Source organism: Guptibacillus hwajinpoensis, from assembly GCF_005144865.1.
GTDB lineage: Bacteria > Bacillota > Bacilli > Bacillales > Guptibacillaceae > Guptibacillus > Guptibacillus hwajinpoensis_A.
Window position 1 is genome coordinate 187,711 of the sequence record NZ_SWFM01000004.1, and the last position, 21,792, is coordinate 209,502.

The 21,792-nt window shown below is 41.6% G+C and carries 20 protein-coding genes and 1 riboswitch; of the genes, 1 reads left to right on the top strand and 19 read right to left on the bottom strand.

Annotated features, from left to right (window positions below; translation table 11 throughout):
- Window positions 1-5: 5 nt before the first annotated feature.
- The 8 genes from FBF83_RS15040 to FBF83_RS15080 all read right to left on the bottom strand — a co-directional run bounded on the left by FBF83_RS15040 (window position 6) and on the right by FBF83_RS15080 (window position 8,456).
- Complete coding sequence (locus tag FBF83_RS15040) at window positions 6-824, bottom strand: sulfite exporter TauE/SafE family protein (protein WP_136948073.1); 819 nt, start codon at window positions 822-824, stop codon at window positions 6-8.
- A 15-nt stretch (window positions 825-839) separates the two neighbouring features.
- On the bottom strand, window positions 840-1,694 hold the full coding sequence (locus FBF83_RS15045; RefSeq protein ID WP_136947980.1) for a DUF72 domain-containing protein: 855 nt from the start codon (window positions 1,692-1,694) through the stop codon (window positions 840-842).
- Window positions 1,695-2,140: 446 nt separating this feature from the next.
- Entirely contained in the window at window positions 2,141-3,538 is a 1,398-nt protein-coding gene (gene sufB, locus FBF83_RS15055; protein ID WP_136947982.1) for a Fe-S cluster assembly protein SufB, read from the bottom strand.
- Between the two features lie 101 nt (window positions 3,539-3,639).
- Window positions 3,640-4,083, bottom strand: a complete 444-nt coding sequence (sufU, locus tag FBF83_RS15060) for a Fe-S cluster assembly sulfur transfer protein SufU (RefSeq protein WP_048311964.1) — start codon at window positions 4,081-4,083, stop codon at window positions 3,640-3,642.
- Entirely contained in the window at window positions 4,073-5,293 is a 1,221-nt protein-coding gene (locus tag FBF83_RS15065; RefSeq protein WP_136948074.1) for a cysteine desulfurase, read from the bottom strand. Before FBF83_RS15065 ends, sufU begins: the two co-directional genes overlap by 11 nt.
- A 2-nt stretch (window positions 5,294-5,295) precedes the next feature.
- Window positions 5,296-6,603, bottom strand: coding sequence for a Fe-S cluster assembly protein SufD (sufD, locus tag FBF83_RS15070; RefSeq protein WP_136947983.1), 1,308 nt, complete (start codon window positions 6,601-6,603; stop codon window positions 5,296-5,298).
- A gap of 18 nt (window positions 6,604-6,621) precedes the next feature.
- Window positions 6,622-7,407: a Fe-S cluster assembly ATPase SufC gene (gene sufC / locus FBF83_RS15075; RefSeq protein WP_048311960.1), complete on the bottom strand. Its 786-nt coding sequence runs from the start codon at window positions 7,405-7,407 to the stop codon at window positions 6,622-6,624.
- A gap of 746 nt (window positions 7,408-8,153) precedes the next feature.
- Window positions 8,154-8,456 (bottom strand): carboxymuconolactone decarboxylase family protein, encoded by a 303-nt coding sequence (locus FBF83_RS15080; protein WP_136948075.1) that lies wholly within the window; start codon window positions 8,454-8,456, stop codon window positions 8,154-8,156.
- Window positions 8,457-8,842: 386 nt separating this feature from the next.
- On the opposite strand from FBF83_RS15080, the gene FBF83_RS15085 reads away from it, so the two are divergent.
- Window positions 8,843-9,796: an L-lactate dehydrogenase gene (locus tag FBF83_RS15085; protein WP_136947984.1), complete on the top strand. Its 954-nt coding sequence runs from the start codon at window positions 8,843-8,845 to the stop codon at window positions 9,794-9,796.
- A gap of 51 nt (window positions 9,797-9,847) precedes the next feature.
- On the opposite strand, the gene FBF83_RS15090 is transcribed toward FBF83_RS15085, so the two are convergent.
- From FBF83_RS15090 to ilvB, 11 genes are all read right to left on the bottom strand, one after another.
- On the bottom strand, window positions 9,848-10,687 hold the full coding sequence (locus tag FBF83_RS15090; RefSeq protein ID WP_136947985.1) for a MetQ/NlpA family ABC transporter substrate-binding protein: 840 nt from the start codon (window positions 10,685-10,687) through the stop codon (window positions 9,848-9,850).
- A gap of 25 nt (window positions 10,688-10,712) precedes the next feature.
- On the bottom strand, window positions 10,713-11,381 hold the full coding sequence (locus tag FBF83_RS15095; protein WP_136947986.1) for a methionine ABC transporter permease: 669 nt from the start codon (window positions 11,379-11,381) through the stop codon (window positions 10,713-10,715).
- On the bottom strand, window positions 11,374-12,396 hold the full coding sequence (locus FBF83_RS15100) for a methionine ABC transporter ATP-binding protein (RefSeq protein WP_136947987.1): 1,023 nt from the start codon (window positions 12,394-12,396) through the stop codon (window positions 11,374-11,376). The genes FBF83_RS15095 and FBF83_RS15100 overlap by 8 nt, the downstream gene beginning before the upstream one ends.
- 126 nt (window positions 12,397-12,522) lie before the next feature.
- Window positions 12,523-12,631: riboswitch (SAM riboswitch) on the bottom strand.
- Between the two features lie 135 nt (window positions 12,632-12,766).
- The gene (gene ilvA / locus FBF83_RS15105; protein ID WP_240688114.1) at window positions 12,767-13,777 is read right to left on the bottom strand and encodes a threonine ammonia-lyase; all 1,011 of its coding nucleotides are present in this window, start codon (window positions 13,775-13,777) and stop codon (window positions 12,767-12,769) included.
- A complete protein-coding gene (gene leuD, locus FBF83_RS15110; RefSeq protein ID WP_136947988.1) occupies window positions 13,774-14,364 on the bottom strand; it encodes a 3-isopropylmalate dehydratase small subunit in 591 nt (196 codons plus the stop codon). Before leuD ends, ilvA begins: the two co-directional genes overlap by 4 nt.
- 15 nt (window positions 14,365-14,379) lie before the next feature.
- On the bottom strand, window positions 14,380-15,792 hold the full coding sequence (gene leuC / locus FBF83_RS15115) for a 3-isopropylmalate dehydratase large subunit (protein WP_420875138.1): 1,413 nt from the start codon (window positions 15,790-15,792) through the stop codon (window positions 14,380-14,382).
- Window positions 15,793-15,818: 26 nt separating this feature from the next.
- Window positions 15,819-16,925, bottom strand: a complete 1,107-nt coding sequence (gene leuB / locus FBF83_RS15120; protein WP_136947989.1) for a 3-isopropylmalate dehydrogenase — start codon at window positions 16,923-16,925, stop codon at window positions 15,819-15,821.
- A gap of 16 nt (window positions 16,926-16,941) precedes the next feature.
- A complete protein-coding gene (locus FBF83_RS15125; RefSeq protein ID WP_136947990.1) occupies window positions 16,942-18,483 on the bottom strand; it encodes a 2-isopropylmalate synthase in 1,542 nt (513 codons plus the stop codon).
- Window positions 18,470-19,495 carry a ketol-acid reductoisomerase gene (gene ilvC, locus FBF83_RS15130; protein WP_136947991.1) on the bottom strand — a complete coding sequence of 342 codons (1,026 nt, stop codon included), beginning with the start codon at window positions 19,493-19,495 and terminating at the stop codon, window positions 18,470-18,472. The genes FBF83_RS15125 and ilvC overlap by 14 nt, the downstream gene beginning before the upstream one ends.
- Window positions 19,496-19,528: 33 nt before the next feature.
- Window positions 19,529-20,050: an acetolactate synthase small subunit gene (ilvN, locus tag FBF83_RS15135; RefSeq protein ID WP_136947992.1), complete on the bottom strand. Its 522-nt coding sequence runs from the start codon at window positions 20,048-20,050 to the stop codon at window positions 19,529-19,531.
- Window positions 20,047-21,768, bottom strand: a complete 1,722-nt coding sequence (gene ilvB / locus FBF83_RS15140; protein ID WP_420875139.1) for an acetolactate synthase large subunit — start codon at window positions 21,766-21,768, stop codon at window positions 20,047-20,049. The genes ilvN and ilvB overlap by 4 nt, the downstream gene beginning before the upstream one ends.
- Window positions 21,769-21,792 lie beyond the last annotated feature (24 nt).

Below are 21,792 nucleotides of genomic sequence, written 5' to 3' on the forward strand. Positions count from 1 at the left end.
CTTTCCTACCCCATAGTTCCCTGAAAGATCAGTCGAATTCCAACAATGATTAACATCCATCGTAAAATAACTACAACGGTCTGGTCTGATAGCTTTTGATTAATATATGCTCCTAACTTGGCTCCAACCCACGCTCCTGGAACTAATCCAATTAAGAGAAAGCCTTCCACGTTTCCAAGTGCTAGATGGGTAAGTGTACCCGTTATGCTTGAAAGGAAGATCATAAACATTGAAGTTGCGACTGCCACCGTCATAGGGAAGCCAAATAGCAAGATCATCGCAGGAACCATTAAGGACCCTCCACCAATTCCAAACAATCCTGAGATAACTCCTACAAAGAACGAAACCACGACCGCTGCAGGAGCTGAAAATTGATAGGTTTCTTTCTTACCTTCAGAATTAGTAAAAGAACGTGTGAATTGTCCATTCAATTTCATTGGGCGTAAACGATTCCTTATCATTAATAATATGGAAACAAGCACCATAAATACCCCAAAATAGATAGAAAAATAATCTACTTCAATAAATTTATTTAACCAGGCTCCCAAAATGGCTCCTGGTCCACTTCCTAGAAAGAAGAGCGCTCCACTTTTATAATCCACACTTTTCTTCTTCATATATGCTAATGTAGATGAAAGTCCAATTGCAACAAGTACAACGATCGAACTTCCTACAATTAATTGAGGAGATAAAGGCGGTAGCCAATTTGTGTATTGATCAATGATGAGAAGTACTGGGACGATTATAATACCACCACCAAGACCAACAAGACTACCGATTGTACCGGCAGCCAGACCAATAAGAACTAATAAAATCCAGGTTATCATCTTAAAATCTCCTTATTCTTCAAAAAGATCAAGTTGCTTCGGATTTAGATTTGTATACTCTATATCAAGCATTTGAATCATCTTCTTCGCATTACCTGCAGCATGACCACCTGAATTATTGTTAAATAATATAATGACATTCTCACATTTTTCTTCCAACTGGCGAATACGCTCTTTCCATTCCATTAACTCTTTATGGTTGTAATCGTACAAATAACGAACGTCTCTCCAATTATGGCGATTGCCTGGATTTGTCCATCCATTCACATTTCGTCCATGTAAACGTACGAGGACTTGATTCGAATTAATCGTTTCCATAACGAGAGGAACAGATCCTTCTCCTGCCTGTGGCTCATCGCAAATTGTGTGGATAAATCCCTGTTCTTCGAGAAAACGAAGCGTTTTTTCATAGAAAGCTTCATGATACCAGGATTGATGACGAAATTCTACTGCACAAGGAATGTCCCCCATTCGTCGCTTACAGTCTCTTAATATGTCCACGTTCTCCTTATTCACATCAAACCACGGTGGAAACTGAAACAGCACCATCGCAAGCTTACCTGCTTTCTGAATAGGAGTCAGAGAATCTATAAAAGCTTGGAACATTTCTTCTCTTGTATCGAACGGTACATCTCCACGTTGATGACCTGTCATACCCTGATAAGCCTTCACTACAAAACGAAAACTTTCAGGTGTTTCATCCGCCCACTTCTGAAAATTCCTTGTAGGCTGAACAGCATAGAAAGATGAATCTACTTCAACAATTGGAAAATGGGAACCATATATTGAAAGCTTCTCATTGCTTTTGACTCCAGGTGGATATAAATTATCATGATCGCCCCATCCTGTAACGCCTATGTATATCATGCAATCCTTCCTTTCATCTTCGATGGAACATCCGAAATCATTCAATCGGTAGTCGTTATAACTAAAATACTTCTACTTCTATTTTCATGTGAAGGTAAGAAAATAGCAAGGAAGAAGCAAAAGAGCCTTTCCAAAATGCTCTTTTAAAAACATTGTTGCTATAAAAGGAGTGGTTGATTTCCGCTTCAGGATGCTCGCTTTCCGCGGGGCGGGCGGTGAGCCTCCTCGTCGCTTACGCTCCTGTGGGGTCTCACCTGTCCCGCTTATCCCGCAGGAGTCGAGCACCTTCCGCTCCAATCAACGTCGAAGTGTGTGTGTTTTCAAAACCTCTTTTAAAACAACAATCTTTTAGAAAAGAGCCTTCCAGTAAGCTTCATTCAAGATAATCATCTATTCCCGAATACAAAAAAACGAACCGGAAAATCCGGTTCGTTTCATAATAGTGCTTAACCGATTGAACCTTCCATCTCAAATTTAATGAGACGGTTCATTTCAACCGCATATTCCATAGGAAGTTCTTTCGTAAATGGCTCGATAAAGCCCATTACAATCATTTCAGTTGCTTCTTCTTCAGATACACCGCGGCTCATCAAGTAGAAGAGCTGTTCTTCCGAAACCTTCGATACTTTCGCTTCGTGTTCAAGTGAAATGTTATCGTTAAGGATTTCGTTGTAAGGAATTGTATCAGAAGTTGACTCGTTATCCATAATGAGCGTATCGCACTCAACGTTCGAACGAGCGCCTTCAGCTTTACGGCCAAAGTGTACGATACCACGGTATGTTACTTTACCGCCTTGCTTCGAAATGGATTTCGATACGATTGTTGAAGATGTGTTAGGTGCTAAGTGAATCATCTTAGCTCCTGCATCCTGGTGCTGTCCTTTACCCGCAAGAGCGATTGAAAGGGTCATGCCTCGTGCGCCTTCACCTTTCAAGACAACAGCTGGATACTTCATCGTAAGTTTGGAACCAATGTTACCATCGATCCATTCCATCGTTGCATTTTCTTCCGCAACAGCACGCTTCGTAACAAGGTTAAACACATTGTTAGCCCAGTTCTGAATCGTTGTATAACGGCAGTATGCGTCTTTCTTAACGATGATCTCAACAACAGCACTGTGTAGAGAGTTTGTTGTATAAACAGGTGCAGTACACCCTTCAACGTAATGAACAGAAGAACCTTCGTCTGCAATAATAAGCGTACGCTCAAACTGTCCCATATTTTCAGAGTTAATACGGAAATACGCTTGAAGAGGCGTATCTACTTTAACACCTTTAGGAACGTAGATGAACGACCCACCAGACCATACAGCAGAGTTAAGAGCTGAGAACTTATTGTCCGTTGCAGGAATTGTTTTCGCGAAATACTCTTTGAAAAGGTCTTCGTTTTCTTTAAGAGCAGTATCTGTATCTTTGAAAATAATACCCATATTCTCAAGATCTTCTTGCATGTTGTGGTAAACAACTTCAGATTCATACTGTGCAGAAACACCTGCAAGGTATTTTTGTTCTGCTTCTGGGATACCAAGCTTATCAAATGTTGCTTTGATTTCCTCTGGTACTTCATCCCAAGATCGCTCAGACTTCTCAGAAGGCTTTACGTAGTACGTAATTTCATCGAAATCAAGATCAGCAAGATTACCGCCCCACTGAGGCATTGGCATGCTGTAGAAATGCTCTAGCGATTTCAAACGAAAATCAAGCATCCATTTAGGCTCATCCTTCATACGAGAAATTTCTTTAACGATTTCAGGAGTTAACCCACGCTCTGAGCGGAAAATTGAAACGTCTTTATCACTAAAACCATACTGGTATTCGCCAACTTCAGGCATTTTTTTAGCCATTATATTTCCCTCCTTGACATTACACATGTCAGTGTTTGGCTGTTGTTCTCTTTCAACCATTCTAGTATGAAAAAGAAACGATGACAACACCTGGAAGCGAGTTAAGCCTCACCCTGTTCCTTGAAACCTTTCTCCATTGCTTTCCAAGAGAGTGTTGCACATTTAATTCGAGCAGGAAATTTCGAAACGCCTTGAAGTGCTTCAATATCACCAAGATCGAATTCTTCTTCGTCATACTCTTTGCCCTGCATCATATCAGAGAAAATTCCAGACAACTTCATCGCCTGATCAACTTCAAGCCCTTTGACTGACTGTGTCATCATTGACGCAGATGCCAGGCTTATAGAGCAACCTTCTCCAATAAACTTCGCATCCGAAATTTTCCCATCATCTACTTTCAACTGTAGTTGAATCGTGTCTCCACATGTAGGGTTATTCATATTTATTTTAAGGTCGTTTCCTTCAAGTTCCCCTTTGTTTCTTGGGTTCTTATAATGATCCATGATGACCTGTCGATATAACTGGTCTAGATTGTTAAAAGACATTACCGAAAAACTCCTTTGCTTTTCGTAATCCTGCTACAAATGTATCCACGTCTTCTTCTGTGTTATAGAGATAGAAGCTAGCACGTGCTGTAGCCGATACTTCAAGCCACTTCATTAGCGGCTGAGCGCAATGATGTCCGGCGCGCACGGCGATGCCTTCTGTGTCTAGTACAGTAGCCAAATCGTGTGGATGAACTTCGTCACTATTGAAGGTTACAACGCCAGCACGCTTTTCAGGTCCGTATATTGTTACGCCTTCGATTGTGGATAGCTGCTCCATTGCATACTTAGCAAGATGTGACTCATGCTGCTGGATATTATCCATTCCAACTTCATTTAAGAAATCAATTGCTGCTCCGAGACCTACTGCACCTGCAATAATTGGAGTACCCCCTTCGAACTTCCAGGGAAGATCTTTCCACGTCGAGTCATAAAGACCTACATAATCAATCATTTCCCCTCCGAATTCAAACGGATCCATCTCTTCTAGTAATTGTCTCTTACCATAAAGAACACCAATTCCAGTCGGTCCACACATTTTATGTCCCGAAAGTGCAAAGAAATCACAATCGAGATCCTCCACATCAATCTTCATATGTGGTGTGCTTTGAGCCCCATCTACGACCATAACGGCACCATTTTGGTGAGCAATGGCTGCAATTTCTTTAATCGGGTTAATTGTTCCAAGAACGTTAGAAACCTGCATAACAGAAACGATTTTGGTGTTCTCTGTTACCGTTTTTTCTACGTCTTCAAGTGCAATTGTTCCATCTGGTTGAAGTGGAATATATTTAAGAGTGGCTCCTGTTGCCTTCACAACCTGTTGCCACGGAATGATGTTACTGTGATGTTCCATCGGTGTGATGACAACTTCATCACCCTCTTGAAGATTTGCACGTCCATAGCTTGAAGCTACAATATTAAGTGCTGTTGTTGTTCCGCGAGTGAAAATGATTTCTTCTGTTGAAGAAGCATGAATAAACTCACGAACCTTTTCACGTGCACCTTCATAGGCATCTGTTGCATGTGTGCCAAGCGTATGAACACCACGGTGAACGTTTGAATTAATTTCCTTGTAGTAACGCTCAACTGCATCAATCACTTGAGCTGGTTTCTGAGACGTTGCTGCACTATCAAGGTATACAAGAGGTTTCCCATTTACCTCTTGATGTAAAATGGGAAACTGCTTGCGAATGTCCTGGACATTCATCATTAATTTACTTTCCCTTCAGTAACCTCAACCGCACGTTTACGAACGCCTTCAATCGGAAGTTCGTTAATAACTGGTGCAAGGAAACCGTGGATAATCAAACGTTCTGCTTCATGGCGAGAAATCCCGCGACTTTGCAAGTAGTAAAGCTGAATTGGATCAACTTTACCTACAGAAGCAGCGTGACCAGCCATAACATCATCTTCATCGATTAGAAGAATTGGGTTAGCATCTCCACGTGCTTTCTCATTCATCATAAGAACACGCTGAGTTTGCTCACCGTTTGACTTGGCAGCGCCATGCTCAATCTTTGTTACACCGTTAAAGATCGCACTTGCACTATCTTTTTGAACACCGTGAACAAGTAGCATACCTTCAGAATTTTTACCGTGGTGGATAATCTGATTCGTGAAGTTCTGTTTCTGATCTCCGCGACCGATTGTTACCGTCTTAGAATCAGCGTTGGAACCATCACCAATTAGGTGCGTTGTGTTCGTAGATACCGTATTACCGTCGTTCATCTGAGCAAGTGCCCAGTCAACTTTACCATCACGAGCAACGTTCGCACGACGATTCACGTAAGTTGTAACTCCCTTAGCAAAGTTATCAACAGACCCAAACGTTACACGAGCATTCTGTCCTACGTGTACTTCAGCAATGATATTTGCAACAGACTCTACATCATTTCCGTAAGAAAGATAGTTCTCCACATATGTGACTGAACTATTATCTTCAGCAACAATAATCACGTGATTGAATAGCCCTGCTTCAGGATCTTCCTGCCAGTATAGAGCTTGAACCGGAACGTCTACTTCAACATTACGAGGTACATATAAGAATGTTCCTCCATTTAGTAGTGCTGCATGAACAGCAGTTAGGCGATTCTCGTCTACCTTCATAACGTCTTTCATGAAGTACTTCTCGACAAGGTCACCGTGCTCTTGTAGAGCTGTTTGAATATCTATGAAAATAACTCCCTGTTCTTTCAGCTCTTCAGAAAGCTGATGAAAAACAGGTGTAGAATTACGATGTACTAGAAGATTACCTGATTGCTGATCTTTAGCAACGAGTTCACGTACGTCTTTTGGAAGGTCATCCAGTGAAGAAATAGCGTCTGCAGGTACATCGTGTTTAAATGAAGTGAAGTTCCACTTATCGATTTTCGTTTTATCAGGCTTTGGCATAGGAAGGTTTTCTGACTTCTCTAAGGCCTTTAAACGCAGGGATTCCATCCATTTCGGTTCCTGGCGTCTTTCTGAAAAAGATTTAATGTAATCTTGATCGAATGCAATCTTCGTATCCACTGACATTGTCATCCTCCTTACCGCTTACGCTTCTTGACCAACTGTTTCGTCTTTAATTCCAAGTTCTTGTTTAATCCAATCATAACCTTCTGACTCAAGACGCTGAGCTAGTTCTGCGCCTCCAGATTTTACAATTCGACCTTGCATCATTACGTGTACTTTATCAGGTGTAATGTAGTTCAATAGACGCTGATAGTGCGTAATGATTAGGCAACCAAAGTCATCGCTACGCATAGCGTTAACACCTTTTGATACAACTTTAAGTGCATCGATATCAAGTCCAGAGTCAATCTCATCTAGAACAGCGATTTTTGGTTCAAGCATCATAAGTTGAAGAATTTCGTTACGCTTCTTCTCACCGCCAGAGAAACCTTCATTCAAGTAACGCTGAGCGAATTCTTCACCCATATCAAGCTCTGCCATTTTCTTGTCTAGCTTCTTGATGAATTTCATTAATGAAATTTCATCGCCTTCTTCACGACGAGCATTAATTGCAGAACGAAGGAAATCAGCGTTTGTTACGCCGCTTACTTCACTTGGGTATTGCATAGCAAGGAAGAGTCCAGCTTTTGCACGCTCATCAACTTCCATTTCAAGTACATCTTCATTATCAAGGAAGACACTGCCTTCAGTGATTTCGTATTTAGGGTGTCCCATAATAGCTGACGCGAGGGTAGATTTACCTGTACCGTTCGGTCCCATTACTGCGTGGATCTCTCCACCATTTATTTCAAGGTTTAATCCTTTAAGAATCTCTTTTCCCTCAATGGAAACATGAAGATTTTCAATCTTAAGAGTTGATGCTGCCATTTGTGAATACCTCCAATAACGTTTATACTATTCCTTCCTTATTGTAGTATCTATAAGGTGTATGTCAAGGAATGTGTGCTGAGTCATTCTCAATCTATTTTCATTCTAATTTTATAACAAATCCAAACTAATATCAAGGAACCGGGGGATCATACTTTCTAGCGTTCTCCACAAGATCTACCGCTATTCCTGAATGAGAATGAAAGGTGAATATTTTAGATATATCCATAGATAAGACTACCATTTAATAGTAGACCATACAATGAATGAACTACTTCGCACAATATAAAAAACCAGTCGGTCGACTGGTTTTTCAAGTTATGTTCTTTCTGGATGCTGATTCATTTAGATAGTCTACGGTCGAATTCACTTACCATTTTAAGACTCTGACGGTGATTCATCTCACGGTCTCGTTCGACTTCCATTCGTTTATTGAAATTCCGGCTATACTCCGCATAACCTACTCCGTGAGACTGGTACATCGCCTTTTCCATTTCAGGTGTGTGGTTTAACCGCATGGGGCTAATAATGAATCAATCCTTTCAGTATCTTTTTTGCTTACAAAGATACTTTACCACGTTGAATTAGTAGCTACAAACAGCATTTACAAGGGTGAGGATGTCTATGGAAGGATGAGGATAGTTCTGAATAAACAAAAAACTCTATCTCTTATTTTTTCTCCCTATTCCACCCTATTTCATTAACTTCTGTATGAACCACATATATAATAGAAGAAACCCGGTGTTTTAATGCGTCATTTGATCGAGATCTTTAATACATTCTTGTACAAGCGTAACCGCCTGACTCATTGCAGCTCCACCACCAAAAGCGGCTGTCACACCAACAGTTTCAAGAATTTCTTGTTCAGAACATCCCTGATCAAGACACCCCTTTGTATGGTAGATAATACAATACTCATCCTGTGAAAAAATCGAAATTCCAAGAGCAATCATCTGTTTCTCTTTCTGACTTATTGCACCTTTTTTAAAACACTCTTCTGTAAATGCATTATATTTCTTAGCAAGCTGAGGCATTTTCTCAGTAAACATCCCAAGTCCTTCTTTATAATCATGCAGCGCCGCTTCTGAGAAATTGTTAAATTCTTGTTCTTGCTTCAAGACGCATTCCTCCTTCTATTTATTCCATGTTAGTATGAGAAGACAAGAACTAAGCTATCCATGAAATTTTCAAGGAGTCTGTTTTATAGAGAGGTAGTGGTGGATTTCTGCTCCAGGATGCTCGCTTTCCGCGGGACGGGCATCCTTCCGCTCCAATTAGCGAAGTGTGTTTTTTTCACAAAACTTCTTTCAAAAACAACTTGCTTTCAGAAAGAGCTTTCCAGAAAAAGAACTACCGAGTGTTCCCATGTGAGCGCCGCCCAATTAATGGGTAGAACTTATAACCTTGGTACTAAACCTAATAAGGAGTGGATTTCATGCATGAAGGAAAAACGACTCGTGTAGCACTTATTGGAACAGGTTTTGTTGGAACAAGCTATGTCTTTTCTTTATTAAATCAAGAACTTGTGAATGAACTCGTGTTAATCGATTTGAATAAAGAAAAAGCGGAAGGTGAAGCGAGAGACTTGAATCACGGCCTTCCTTTTGGTGCTCCTATGAGGATTTGGGCTGGTGATTACGAAGATTGCACTGAAGCAGACATCGTTGTTATTTCTGCAGGTGCTAACCAGGCTCCTGGGGAGACCAGACTTGATCTAATTGATAAGAATACTGCGATTTTCGAAAAGATCGTTTCGAGTGTGATGAAGAGTGGTTTTGACGGAATCTTCATCGTGGCCACTAATCCTGTTGACGCTCTAACCTATGCAACTTGGAAGTTCTCTGGCCTACCAAAAGAACGCGTGATTGGTTCAGGTACTATACTTGATACAGCTAGATTTCGATACTTATTAGGTGAGTATTTCAATGTGGATTCGAGAAATGTTCACGGGTATATTCTCGGAGAGCATGGTGATACCGAAGTTCCGATCTGGAGTCATACGACAATTGGAAGTAGACCTATTCTTTCTCTAATCGAAAACAATAAAAAAGCAAAAGAAGAACTCGATAATCTATTCGTTAATGTACGTGACGCTGCTTATCATATCATTAACCGCAAAGGTGCTACCTATTACGGAATTGCGATGGGCCTTGTTAGGTTAACGAAAGCCATCATTCGGAACGAAAACTCTATACTTACAATATCTACTCTTCTACAAGGAGAATACGGACAGGACGACATTTACATTGGTGTTCCTGCAATCGTAAATAACAATGGGATTAGGGAAGTAATTGAGCTAGACCTTGATCCAAACGAAAAGGAAAAATTCCATCAATCAGCACATACATTAAGAAAAGCGATGCAGCCTATTTTTAAATACGAAAAATAATCTAGCCCCATATAAAAAGGTTCTCCACATTTGTGGAGAACCTTTTGTTCTTTATTCGTTTACTGGTACAACAGCACCGTCATACTCTTCTTTAATAAAGTTCTGAATTTCTTCAGAACGAAGAACTTCAACTAGCGTTTTGACAGCTTCTTTGTCTTCGTCACCTTTATTAACAGTGATAACATTCACATATGGTGAATCAGAATCTTCTAATGCAATTGCATCTTCTTGTGGATTCAAGCCCGCATCAATGGCATAGTTTGTGTTGATCATAACTGCATCGCCTTCACCTTGCTGATAAATCTGAGGAAGAAGAGATGCTTCAACATCTGTTTTGAACTCAATATTCTTAGGGTTTTCAGCGATATCTTCTACGGTAGCATCTGCTGCTTTCACACCATCTTTAAGAGTGATAAGTCCCTGTGCTTCTAGAAGAGAAAGCATACGTCCGTGGTCAGAAACAGAGTTACTCATAATAATTTGCGCGCCTTCTGGAAGCTCATCTAAGCTTTTATAATCTTGAGAGTACACACCGATTGGTTCAATGTGAATCCCACCAGCATTTACAAAGTCATAATTCTCGTTCTCTTCCATTTGAAGCTCCATGTAAGGAATCGTTTGGAAGTAGTTTGCATCTAATTCGCCATTAGCAAGCGTCTTATTTGGAAGAATATAATCTTGAAACGTCTTAATTTCAAGATTTACACCTTTTTCTTTCAAAATCGGCTTTGCTTCTTCAAGAATTTCAGCGTGTGGAATGTTTGATGCCCCTACAACAAGTTTATTCGAATCTTCTCCCTCGCCTGAACCTTCACTGTTGCTGTTGTTAGCACCACATGCAGCGAGTACCGCTAAAGCAAGGACAGCCAACATTGACAAGATTTTCTTCATAACTGAATCTCTCCTTTTCTCCTCTTTATCTTTTATCTATTGCTCTTGTTGTTAAGTCTCCACTAATTTGAAGAATAGCAACAATAACTAATATCAAGACAGTAGCAACTAACGTAACATCAGGGTTGTTTCGCTGAAAACCTTCAAGATATGCAAGGTTTCCAAGTCCACCCGCTCCAACGACACCAGCCATTGCCGTATAACTGACAAGAGCAATTGCTGTTACAGTGATACCAGAAATAAGTGCTGGCATTGCCTCAGGAAGCAGTACTTTAAATACAATTGCACCATTTGATGCCCCCATAGATTGAGATGCTTCAATAACTCCCTTATCCACTTCTCTTAACGCAATTTCAACCATTCTTGCATAGAATGGTGCTGCCCCAGCAATTAGTGCTGGTAATGCAGCATTAGCTCCAAGCATCGTACCGATAATATAAACTGATAATGGGATTAGTAATATAATCAGAATGATAAACGGAATGGATCGGAACAAGTTAACAATTCCAGCTGTAATTCCATTCACAAGTTTATTCTCCCAGATATTTCCTTTAGCTGTTAGAAACAACAGAAGACCAAGAGCAATACCGAGAATAAACGTTGCTAGAACAGATATGGCTGTCATATACATTGTTTGAAGTGTAGCTTCCCACATGTTTTCCCAATTCACGTTAGGAAATAGTGACTCAGTCATTCAAAATCACCTCCGCTTCAACACCTTGCCCGCGAACATATGCAAGCGCCTCGTCTAAGACAGGTTGCTTCCCTTTCATAAACACGGACAATTTTCCGTAAGGTCCGTCTTGCGTATGTGAGATCTTCCCTTGAATAATGTTCACTTCAATATCATATCTACGGATCAACTCTGTAACGAGGGGTGAACCAGTCTTTCCTTTAATGAATGTGAACTGGACAAGTTGTCCATCTTTACTTGCTGCCAGATGTGCAATCGATTCCTTCATTTCCTCAGGTTCACTCAATTGATTAACAAAGTCCTTTGTAATGGGTTCCTTTGGATGATGAAAGACTTCTAGGACAGATCCTTCTTCAACAACATTTCCATTCTCCATTACAGCGACACGATGACAAATCTTACGAATCACGTGCATTTCATGAGTAATTAGAACAATGGTAAGACCTAATTTCTTGTTGATTTCTGTCAATAGCTCGAGAATGCTATCTGTTGTTTTCGGATCAAGTGCAGATGTAGCCTCATCACACAGCAATACTTTAGGGTTGTTCGCAAGAGCCCTTGCGATACCTACACGCTGCTTTTGACCACCGCTTAGCTGTGAGGGATAAGCATCTTCACGACCTTCAAGCCCAACAAGCTGAATCAACTCGTCGACACGCTTTTTACGCTTTTCCTTTGATACGCCGGATATTTCAAGCGGAAACGCAATGTTGTCTCTTACTGTACGAGACCACAAAATATTAAAGTGTTGAAAGATCATTCCGATATCCTGTCTTGCTAATCGGAGCTTCTTTTCATTTAAAGAGGATAAGTTATTCCCAGCCACCGTGACAGTTCCATCTGTTGGTCTTTCTAGTAAATTCAGCATCCGAATGAGCGTACTCTTACCGGCACCACTGTATCCGATGACTCCGAAGATTTCACCCTTTTCAATTGAAAGGTTAACATTCTTTACGGCTTCCACTTTCCCAGATTTCGCGAAAAATGTTTTGTTAATGCCTTTTAGCTCAATCACATGTCTCACTTCCCTTATATCAAAAGATAATCTCTATGGTTATCTTCATAATTTAGCATTAGCACTTATAAAACAAAAAATGCCTTCCTGCTATGAGCAGAAAGGCATGGAATAAACAATGTCTTTCTCTCATTTCTCAAAGCATACGCTTTGCAGGAATTGGCACCTTCTCAAACGGTTGTTTGACGGTTGCCGGGCTTCATAGGGCCAGTCCCTCCACCTCTCTGAATAAGAGATATAAAATTCTAATTGCTTTACTGTGGTTAAGTACTAAACTGAATTTTAGCATGGGACTATGTGACTGTCAATTACTGAGCAAAAAGTCGCAATAATCTAAAATATTCCGTTCACTCGGGCATTGAGAAAACCATTAGCTTATTTTTCTGATGGTTTTGGCACGCTCAGCAAGTTTTTTGTAAGAAGAAAATTTCTCGATATCCGCATTTCCTCCACTAATAACTGCGCCAATTCTATGACTTTTCATCTGATTAGCTTTGCAAAGAATAGCTGCTAAGGAAGCTGCCCCCGCACCTTCAACGAGCGTTTTATGCCGCTCAAGCATAAAAATGATCGCAGTAGCAATCTCCTCTTCTGATACTGTCACCATGTCGTCTACTAGCTGCTCAATGATAGGGTAGGTTAATTTACCAGCTTCTTTAACAGAAATTCCGTCTGCAATGGATTGAACGGAAGGGAGGACTTTAGGTCCAGTACCTTTGAAACGATTCCACGTCGCAGATGCTTCTGAAGCTTGCACACCAATGATTTTCACGTGTGGAAAATACGACTTAACAGCTAATGCCATACCAGCGAGTAAGCCACCGCCTCCAACTGGAACAAGAATGGTATCGAGATCTGGGCACTGTTGCATCATTTCGAGTGCTACTGTACCTTGTCCTGCCATTACATCCGGGTCATCAAAAGCATGAACAAATGTAGCTCCACGCTCTTTTTGCTCTCGCTCTGCACCTTTGAACGCTTCATTGTAAGATTCACCTTCAAGCACAATTTCTGCACCGTACGAACGAGTTGCCTCAATTTTACTAACTGGGGTATGAACAGGCATGAAAATTTTCGCTTTAATTCCTCGTTCACTTGCAGCAAGAGCGACTCCCTGAGCATGGTTTCCGGCAGATGCTGCAACAATCCCTCTTGCTGCTTCAATATCCGTTAACATAGATACCTTATTGTAGGCACCTCGAATTTTGAAGGAACCTGTTCGCTGTAAATTCTCCATCTTCAGAAAGACATCTTTATGTGAGATTTCATTTAATGTTGTTGACTGCTGTAATGGTGTTCGGTGAACAGCTTGCAGCAGATTTTCCATTGCATTTACGACATGGACGCCATATTTCTCCTGGTAATTCCCAACGTCATTCACTCTCCTACAAATTGTTTTTCTTCATAAAGTTTAATTTGATCTTCTAATGAAAGAGTTCGTGAAACTTCATCCCATCCATTTAATAGCATCTCTTTCCAGTAAGGATCAATTTCAAATGAAGCAACCGGTCCATTCTCATCACTGACTTGTTGCTTATCTAGTTCAACGAAAAGTTCATAACCGTTTCTTGCTTTAGAGAATAGTTGTGAGATGATCTCTTGATTTAAAGCAATCGGTAGAATACCATTCTTTACACAGTTGTTATAGAAAATGTCAGCGAAGCTTGGAGCGATCACGACTTTAAATCCATAATCGAGTAGCGCCCACGGTGCATGTTCTCTTGACGATCCACATCCAAAGTTCTTCCCTGCTACTAAGATCGTAGCATTTCTATACTGTTCTTCGTTTAGATTGAAATCACTTCTAGGACGACCATCATCATCAAATCGCCAGTTATAGAAAAGGAACTGTCCGAAGCCCTGTCGCTCGATTCGCTTCAAGAACTGCTTTGGAATAATTTGGTCTGTATCAACGTTAACCTGTTCAAGGGGATAAACAACACCCTTGTATTCATTAATTGGTTCCAGGACTACTCACTCCTTTTACACTACTAACGGTTTTACTTTCCTTGCATCCGTAAATCTTCCTTCAATCGCAGCTGCAGCAGCCATCGCTGGACTAACCAGATGTGTTCTCGCTCCATTTCCCTGTCGTCCTTCAAAATTCCGATTAGACGTTGAGGCACATCGCTCACCTGGTGGAACAATATCATCGTTCATTGCGAGGCACATACTACAACCAGCCTCACGCCACTCAAATCCTGCATCCTTAAAAACTGTATCAAGACCTTCAGCTTCAGCAGCATCTTTAACAGATTTCGAGCCCGGTACAACTAGTGCAGTTACACCTTCATGAACTTTTCGTCCGCGAACGATCTCAGCAGCTGAGCGAAGGTCACTCAAACGAGAATTTGTGCAGGAACCAATGAATACATATTGAATTTCAATATTTTGTATCGGTGTACCTGGTTTAAGATCCATATAAGCAAGTGCTTGTTTAATCGCTTTTTGATCACCTGGATCTTTATAATCTTCAGGAAATGGAACTCTTGCATATACAGAAGATCCCATTGAAGGGTTCGTTCCCCACGTTACTTGTGGTTCAATTTCTTCAGCACCAATCTCAAGCACTTCGTCATACTCTGCACCAGGATCTGTAGCAAGCTTTTTCCATTCAGCGACAGCTTCATCAAACGCGGCTCCTGAAGGAGTGTGTCTTTTCCCTTTCAAGTAGGAGAATGTTGTTTCATCAGGACTGATTAGTCCGGCTTTCGCACCAGCTTCAATGGACATATTACAAACCGTCATACGTTCTTCCATTGTCATGTTACGAATCGCTTCTCCAGTATATTCAACGACCGCACCCGTTCCAGCATTCACACCAAACTTAGCGATTACAGCGAGGATTAAGTCTTTAGCGGTAACACCTGACCCTAAACGTCCGTTGACACGTACTTCAATCGTTTTCGGCCTTGATTGCCACAGCGTTTGTGTAGCAAGCACATGCTCAACTTCACTCGTTCCAATTCCAAAAGCAAGGGCACCAAACGCACCGTGTGTTGACGTGTGACTATCGCCACAAACAATTGTTTTTCCTGGCTGAGTTAAACCAAGTTCAGGTCCAATAACGTGAACAATCCCTTGATCCGGATGGTTTATATCAGCAATTTCAACTCCGAATTCATTACAGTTCTCTTCAAGTTTCTCCATTTGAACTTTAGATACAGGGTCATTAATAATATGACGCGCTATCGTTGGAACATTATGATCCATTGTTGCAAAGGTTAAATCAGGTCTCCTAACGCGGCGGTTATTCATTCGCAGGCCTTCAAAAGCCTGCGGTGAAGTAACCTCATGAACAAGATGCAAATCGATATATAATAGATCCGGGCTACCTTCTTCTTCATGAACAACGTGTTTATCCCAAATCTTCTCAATAATTGTTTTCGGCTCCACACCCATCCTCCTCTTACCTTTCGTCATCAAGCGTATGCTTCCATGATGCCAGCTGTTGCATCAGCTTCTTCTAACTGATAAATGACTTTCTTAATCATGGCATCTGTTCCAAGTGCTTTTGTAGAACTATTTGCAAGGTCAGTTGTGTAGTAACCTGCATCAAGCACTTCTTTAACTGCCTTCTCAATCGCATCTGCTTCGTCATGCATTTCAAAAGAATACTTTAGCATCATAGCGCCTGATAAAATCATCGCAAGCGGATTCGCAAGGTTTTTACCGGCAATGTCTGGTGCGGAACCGTGGACGGGTTCATACATTCCAAAGCCATCACTCCGTAAGCTAGCAGAAGGAAGCATTCCTAGCGATCCGGTAATCATAGAAGCTTCGTCACTAAGAATATCGCCGAATAGATTTTCTGTTACGATAACATCAAAGTGAGACGGATTTTGAACCATTTTCATCGCTGCAGCATCGACAAGCATGTGCTCAACTTCTACTTCTGGATAAGCTTTTGCTTTCTCATCCACAACTTCTCTCCACATTCGGCTTGATTCAAGAACATTGGCTTTATCAACACTTGTTAACTTCTGACGTCGTTTACTTGCTGCTTCAAATCCTTGCTCAACAATCCGTTCAATTTCTGACCTTGTATAGTGAAGGGTATCAACAACTTCGTCTCCACCGTTTCGACGTTCACTTGGAGTACCGAAATAAAGGCCACCTGTTAACTCTCGAACGATTAACATATCAACACCTTTAATACGGTCAGGCTTAAGCGGAGATGCATCTAGTAAACTGTCAAACGCTGTAACTGGTCGAAGGTTAGCAAATAATCCAAGCTCTTTACGAATACCAAGAAGACCTCGTTCAGGACGAAGATGACCGGGAAGGCTCTCCCACTTTGGACCGCCTACAGCACCTAGAAGAACAGCATCGCTTTCTTTACAGATGCGAAGCGTTTCATCTGGTAGAGGCTCGCCATCTTGATCAATAGCGTCCCCACCGATTCTCCCTTTGTGAAATTCAAACGTATGGCCAAATCGATCTGCTACGGCACTGAGAACTTTCATCGTTCCTTCCATTACTTCTTTACCAATTCCATCACCGGGTAATACCGCAACTTTTCTCTTCATCCATCAAACCTCCTTGTTATACGTGCGCTTGTTTTTTCACTTGATAACTTTCACGTGCAAGAATGCGATTAATTGCATTCAAGTAAGCAATAGCTGACGATTCAAGCACATCTTGTGCCGTTCCTCGTCCGTTCGACTCCACTCCGTTATAGGTTACGCGTACATGAACTTCAGCAAGAGCATCTCTTCCTCCACCAACGGAGTTAATGCGGTAATCTTGAAGTTTAAGCGTTCCTGGAATCATCTCTTCAAGTGTATTGTAAATCGCTTCAACACTTCCTGATCCAGTGCCAGCTTGCTGCATCATTGTTCCATCTGGGGCTTCAATTGAGATGGTCGCTGTCGGGATATTCGCAGTACCATATTGTACCTGAATGCTCTGAATCTCATATTTCTCAACGATTTCATCCGTTTGAATATCTGTTAATAGGGCGAACAAGTCATCCTCTGTCACTTGCTTCTTCTTATCAGCAAGGTCTTTAAATTCTTTGAAAGCTTCATTGATTTTCGCGTCATCCAATACAAAACCTAGCTCTTTCACTCGATCTCTGAAAGCATGCCTTCCTGAGTGTTTACCAAGTACTAGACTAGTAGATTGAACGCCAATAAGTTGAGGACTGATAATTTCATAAGTTGTTTTTTCTTTTAACATACCATCCTGGTGAATTCCGGATTCATGCGCAAATGCATTCGCTCCTACAACCGCTTTGTTTCCTGGAACAGCCATGCCTGTGAGCTTACTAACAAGATTGCTCGTTCGCTTAATTTCATCAAGCTTCAAACGAGTTTCAGCTTGATAGAAATCATTACGGATGTGAAGTGCTACTGCAACTTCTTCTATGGCAGCATTACCGGCTCGCTCTCCTATGCCGTTAATGGTTCCTTCTATTTGAGTTGCCCCACATTCAATCGCAGCAAGCGAGTTGGCAACGGCCATGCCAAGATCGTTATGGCAATGGGCAGAAAGGTCAACACCTTCAATATTCGGAACGTTATTTCTTAAATAAGTGAACAGCTCTCCGTATTCCTGTGGACTTCTGTATCCCACTGTATCTGGTATATTAATGACAGATGCACCAGCATCAATGACTTCTTTAATAATCTTGGCAAGAAAAGAACGATCTGATCGGCATGCATCTTCAGCCGACCACTGGACTTTCGGGAAGAATCGCTTTGCATATTTCACAGCTTCCACTGCCGTTTCCACGACTTCGTCCGGCGTTTTCTTAAGCTTATGCGTCATGTGAATGGGAGAAGTGGCTAGAAAAACGTGAAGTCTTGGATCAGCACCGCCTTTCAACGCATCCCAGGCTGCATCAATGTCGCTTACATTCGCTCTTGCAAGTCCGGTTACAGATGCATTTCGAACGGTATCTGCAATGTTTTTCACACCCTGGAAGTCACCACTGGAAGCAGCAGGAAAGCCTGCTTCCATAATGTCGACTCCAAGTCTTTCTAGTTGTTTCGCGATTTCCAGTTTCTCTAATGCATTCAGATTGACTCCGGCTGACTGTTCGCCGTCACGAAGCGTTGTATCGAATACATTAATCTTTCGCACTGGCAACCACTTCCTTCTTCGATTTTGGTTTCACAAACGGCATCATTGCGCGAAGTTCTTTCCCAACCTGTTCAATCGGATGCTGTTTTTCTTTTTCATTGATTGCATGGAACTCGGGACGATTTAATTTATTTTCTAAGATCCATCCTTTAGCGAACTTACCAGTCTGGATGTCTTCAAGAATGTCTTTCATTCGTGCCTTTGTATCAGCATCTACTACGCGTGGTCCTGATACAAAATCGCCCCATTGGGCTGTATCGGAGATCGAGTAGCGCATACCAGCAATTCCATCTTCATACATCAAGTCAACGATTAGCTTAAGTTCATGTAGACATTCAAAGTAAGCAACTTCTGGCTGGTATCCTGCTTCTGTTAACGTTTCAAATCCAGCTTTGACAAGGGATGATAGTCCACCGCAAAGGACAGCCTGTTCGCCAAAAAGATCTGTTTCCGTTTCTTCTTTAAATGACGTTTCAAGAACACCTGCACGTGCACCACCGATTCCTTTTGCGTAAGCAAGTGCCAGTTCTTTTGCGTTTCCTGAAACGTCCTGATAGACACCGAATAGTGCAGGTACACCAGCCCCGTCCTCAAATGTTCGTCTAACTAGATGTCCTGGACCCTTAGGGGCTACTAGGAATACATCAACATTTGATGGTGGTACAACTTGATTGAAATGAACGTTGAATCCGTGTGCGAATACAAGAGCATTGCCTGCACGAAGACCAGGCTCAATTTCTTCCTTATACACTTCAGGTTGATACTCATCCGGAAGAAGAACCATGATGACATCAGCTTCATCACTAGCTTCCTTTACCGTTTTTACGTCAAAGCCATCTTGTTCCGCTTGATCCCATGAACGTCCTTTTCGTAAGCCAACTGTTACATCAAAACCACTTTCACTTAGATTTAGCGCATGTGCATGGCCCTGAGAACCATAGCCAATGACTGCGATTTTCTTCCCCTTTAGAGTTCCTTCGTTGATATCACCGTTATAATATACTTTTGCCATTTTGATTCATCCCTTCTCGATTTTGTTTAGTGGTTAATTTAATATGGAATATTGCTTTATATCTGTAACTGATTTTTGACTTCCTCGTGGGAAGGCTGTGATTCCTGTTCGAACCATTTCTTTAATGCCGTATGGTCTTAGGAGATCAATAATCGCTTCAATTTTCTCTGAGTCCCCTGTCACCTGTACGGTAATGCTCTCACGACTTACATCAATGATGGATGCACGGAATGGCTCGATAATTCCTGAAATCTCACTTCTGATCTGTGCGTTACTAATGACTTTAATTAAAGCGAGCTCTCGTACTACGATCGCCTGATCTGTAATGTCAGACACTTTCAAAACATCAATTTGCTTATTCAGTTGCTTGATTAGCTGCTCAATTTTCCCGTCTCCGTCTACGTTTACAACAAATGTCATTTTCGAAACGCCTTCTGTTTCCGTATGACCAACAGTAATACTTTCGATATTAAACTGCCTCTTTGTCATCAAGCCTGTAATACGATTTAGAACACCGCTTTGGTTGATCACTGTCGCGGTTACGATTCGTTTCATGGTTTCACCCCAATCATCTGATGAAGCCCTTTACCAGGTGCAATCATTGGATACACATTTTCCTTTCCACTAACTCGACAATCGATTAATACGGGATCACGATGTGAAAATGCTTCTTCAAAAACAACTCTAGCTTCTTCTTGGGTTTCTACTTTATAAGACTTAATTCCATACGCTTCACCAAGCTTCACAAAATCAGGTTGAACAGGAAGTAATGAGTGAGAATAACGCTCTTCATAGAAGGCTTCTTGCCACTGCCTTACCATACCAAGTGTGTGGTTATTCATGATGACCACCTTAACTGGTAAGTTCAGCTCTTGAAGAGTCGATAGTTCTTGGAGCGTCATTTGAAAACCACCATCGCCTGTTAGCGCAACAACCGTTTGATCTGGGAATGCTAGCTGTGCGCCAACCGCTGCTGGGAAGCCGAAGCCCATTGTTCCTAATCCGCCTGACGTTACCCATCGATTGGCATCTGTAAAGGCGTAATACTGAGCGGCCCACATTTGATGCTGTCCAACGTCTGTCGTAATAATCGCGTCCCCTTTTGTATACTCATGGACAAGTTCGACAACCTGCTGCGGCAAGAATTCATCTGTATTCGTTTTTTTCCAGAGAGGATAATTCTTACTGTTCTCTGTTAATTGATTTCGCCAATCTTCTGTATCTGGTGTTTCTGAATCAACATCTACTAATTTCCTAAGCGCTTCTCTTGCATCAGAAACGATTGGTATTTGAGTAGGTACGTTCTTTCCGATCTCAGCTGGATCTACATCAATATGTGCAACGACTGCATTCTTAGCAAAATGAGCAAGGTTTCCAGTTAGTCGATCGTCGAAACGTGCGCCGATACTAATTAACAGATCACATTCATATAAGGCCATATTTGCTGTATACGTTCCATGCATTCCTCCCATTCCAAGGAAGAGCGGATGCTGTCCGGGATAGCTCCCTAAACCGAGAAGTGTGTTAACGACCGGAATCTTATGTTTCTCAGTAAATGTTAAAAGCTCTTTACCAGCATTGGCATGGAGGATACCAGCACCGGCTAGAATAACTGGTTTCTTTGCCTGACCAACCGCATCTGCAAGCTTTTTAATCTGCAAGATATTCGGTGAAAACGTTGGTTGATAGCCAGGTAAATGAATAGTCGAATCGTAGTCGGGTGAAATCGTTTTATTCGCTACATCCTTAGGAATATCAACAAGAACTGGACCGGGACGTCCTGTTGTCGCAATGTGAAACGCTTCTTTAATAATTCTAGGGAGGTCTTGAACGTCCCTAACTTGATAATTATGCTTTGTAATTGGTGCCGTTATCCCCATGATATCTGCTTCCTGAAAAGCATCTGTTCCAATGACAGTACTTGCAACCTGCCCTGTGAAAATAACGAGGGGCAACGAATCCATCATGGCATCTGTGATACCCGTTACAAGATTAGTAGCTCCTGGTCCTGATGTTGCAATGACAACACCAGGCTTTCCACTAACCCTTGCATATCCTTCAGCTGCATGGATCGAACCCTGTTCATGTTTTGAGAGAATGTGCTTAATTGGTGATCGATACAACGCATCATAGATTGGAAGAACTGCTCCTCCCGGATATCCGAATAGCACTTCAACATTTTCTTTTTTTAACGAATGAATTAATACTTCTGCCCCGGTCATTTCCGCTGTTACTGCTTCGGCTTCTGGTTTCGCCTTCGCCCGCATACTCATACCCTCCAATGCTTTATTGTCTTG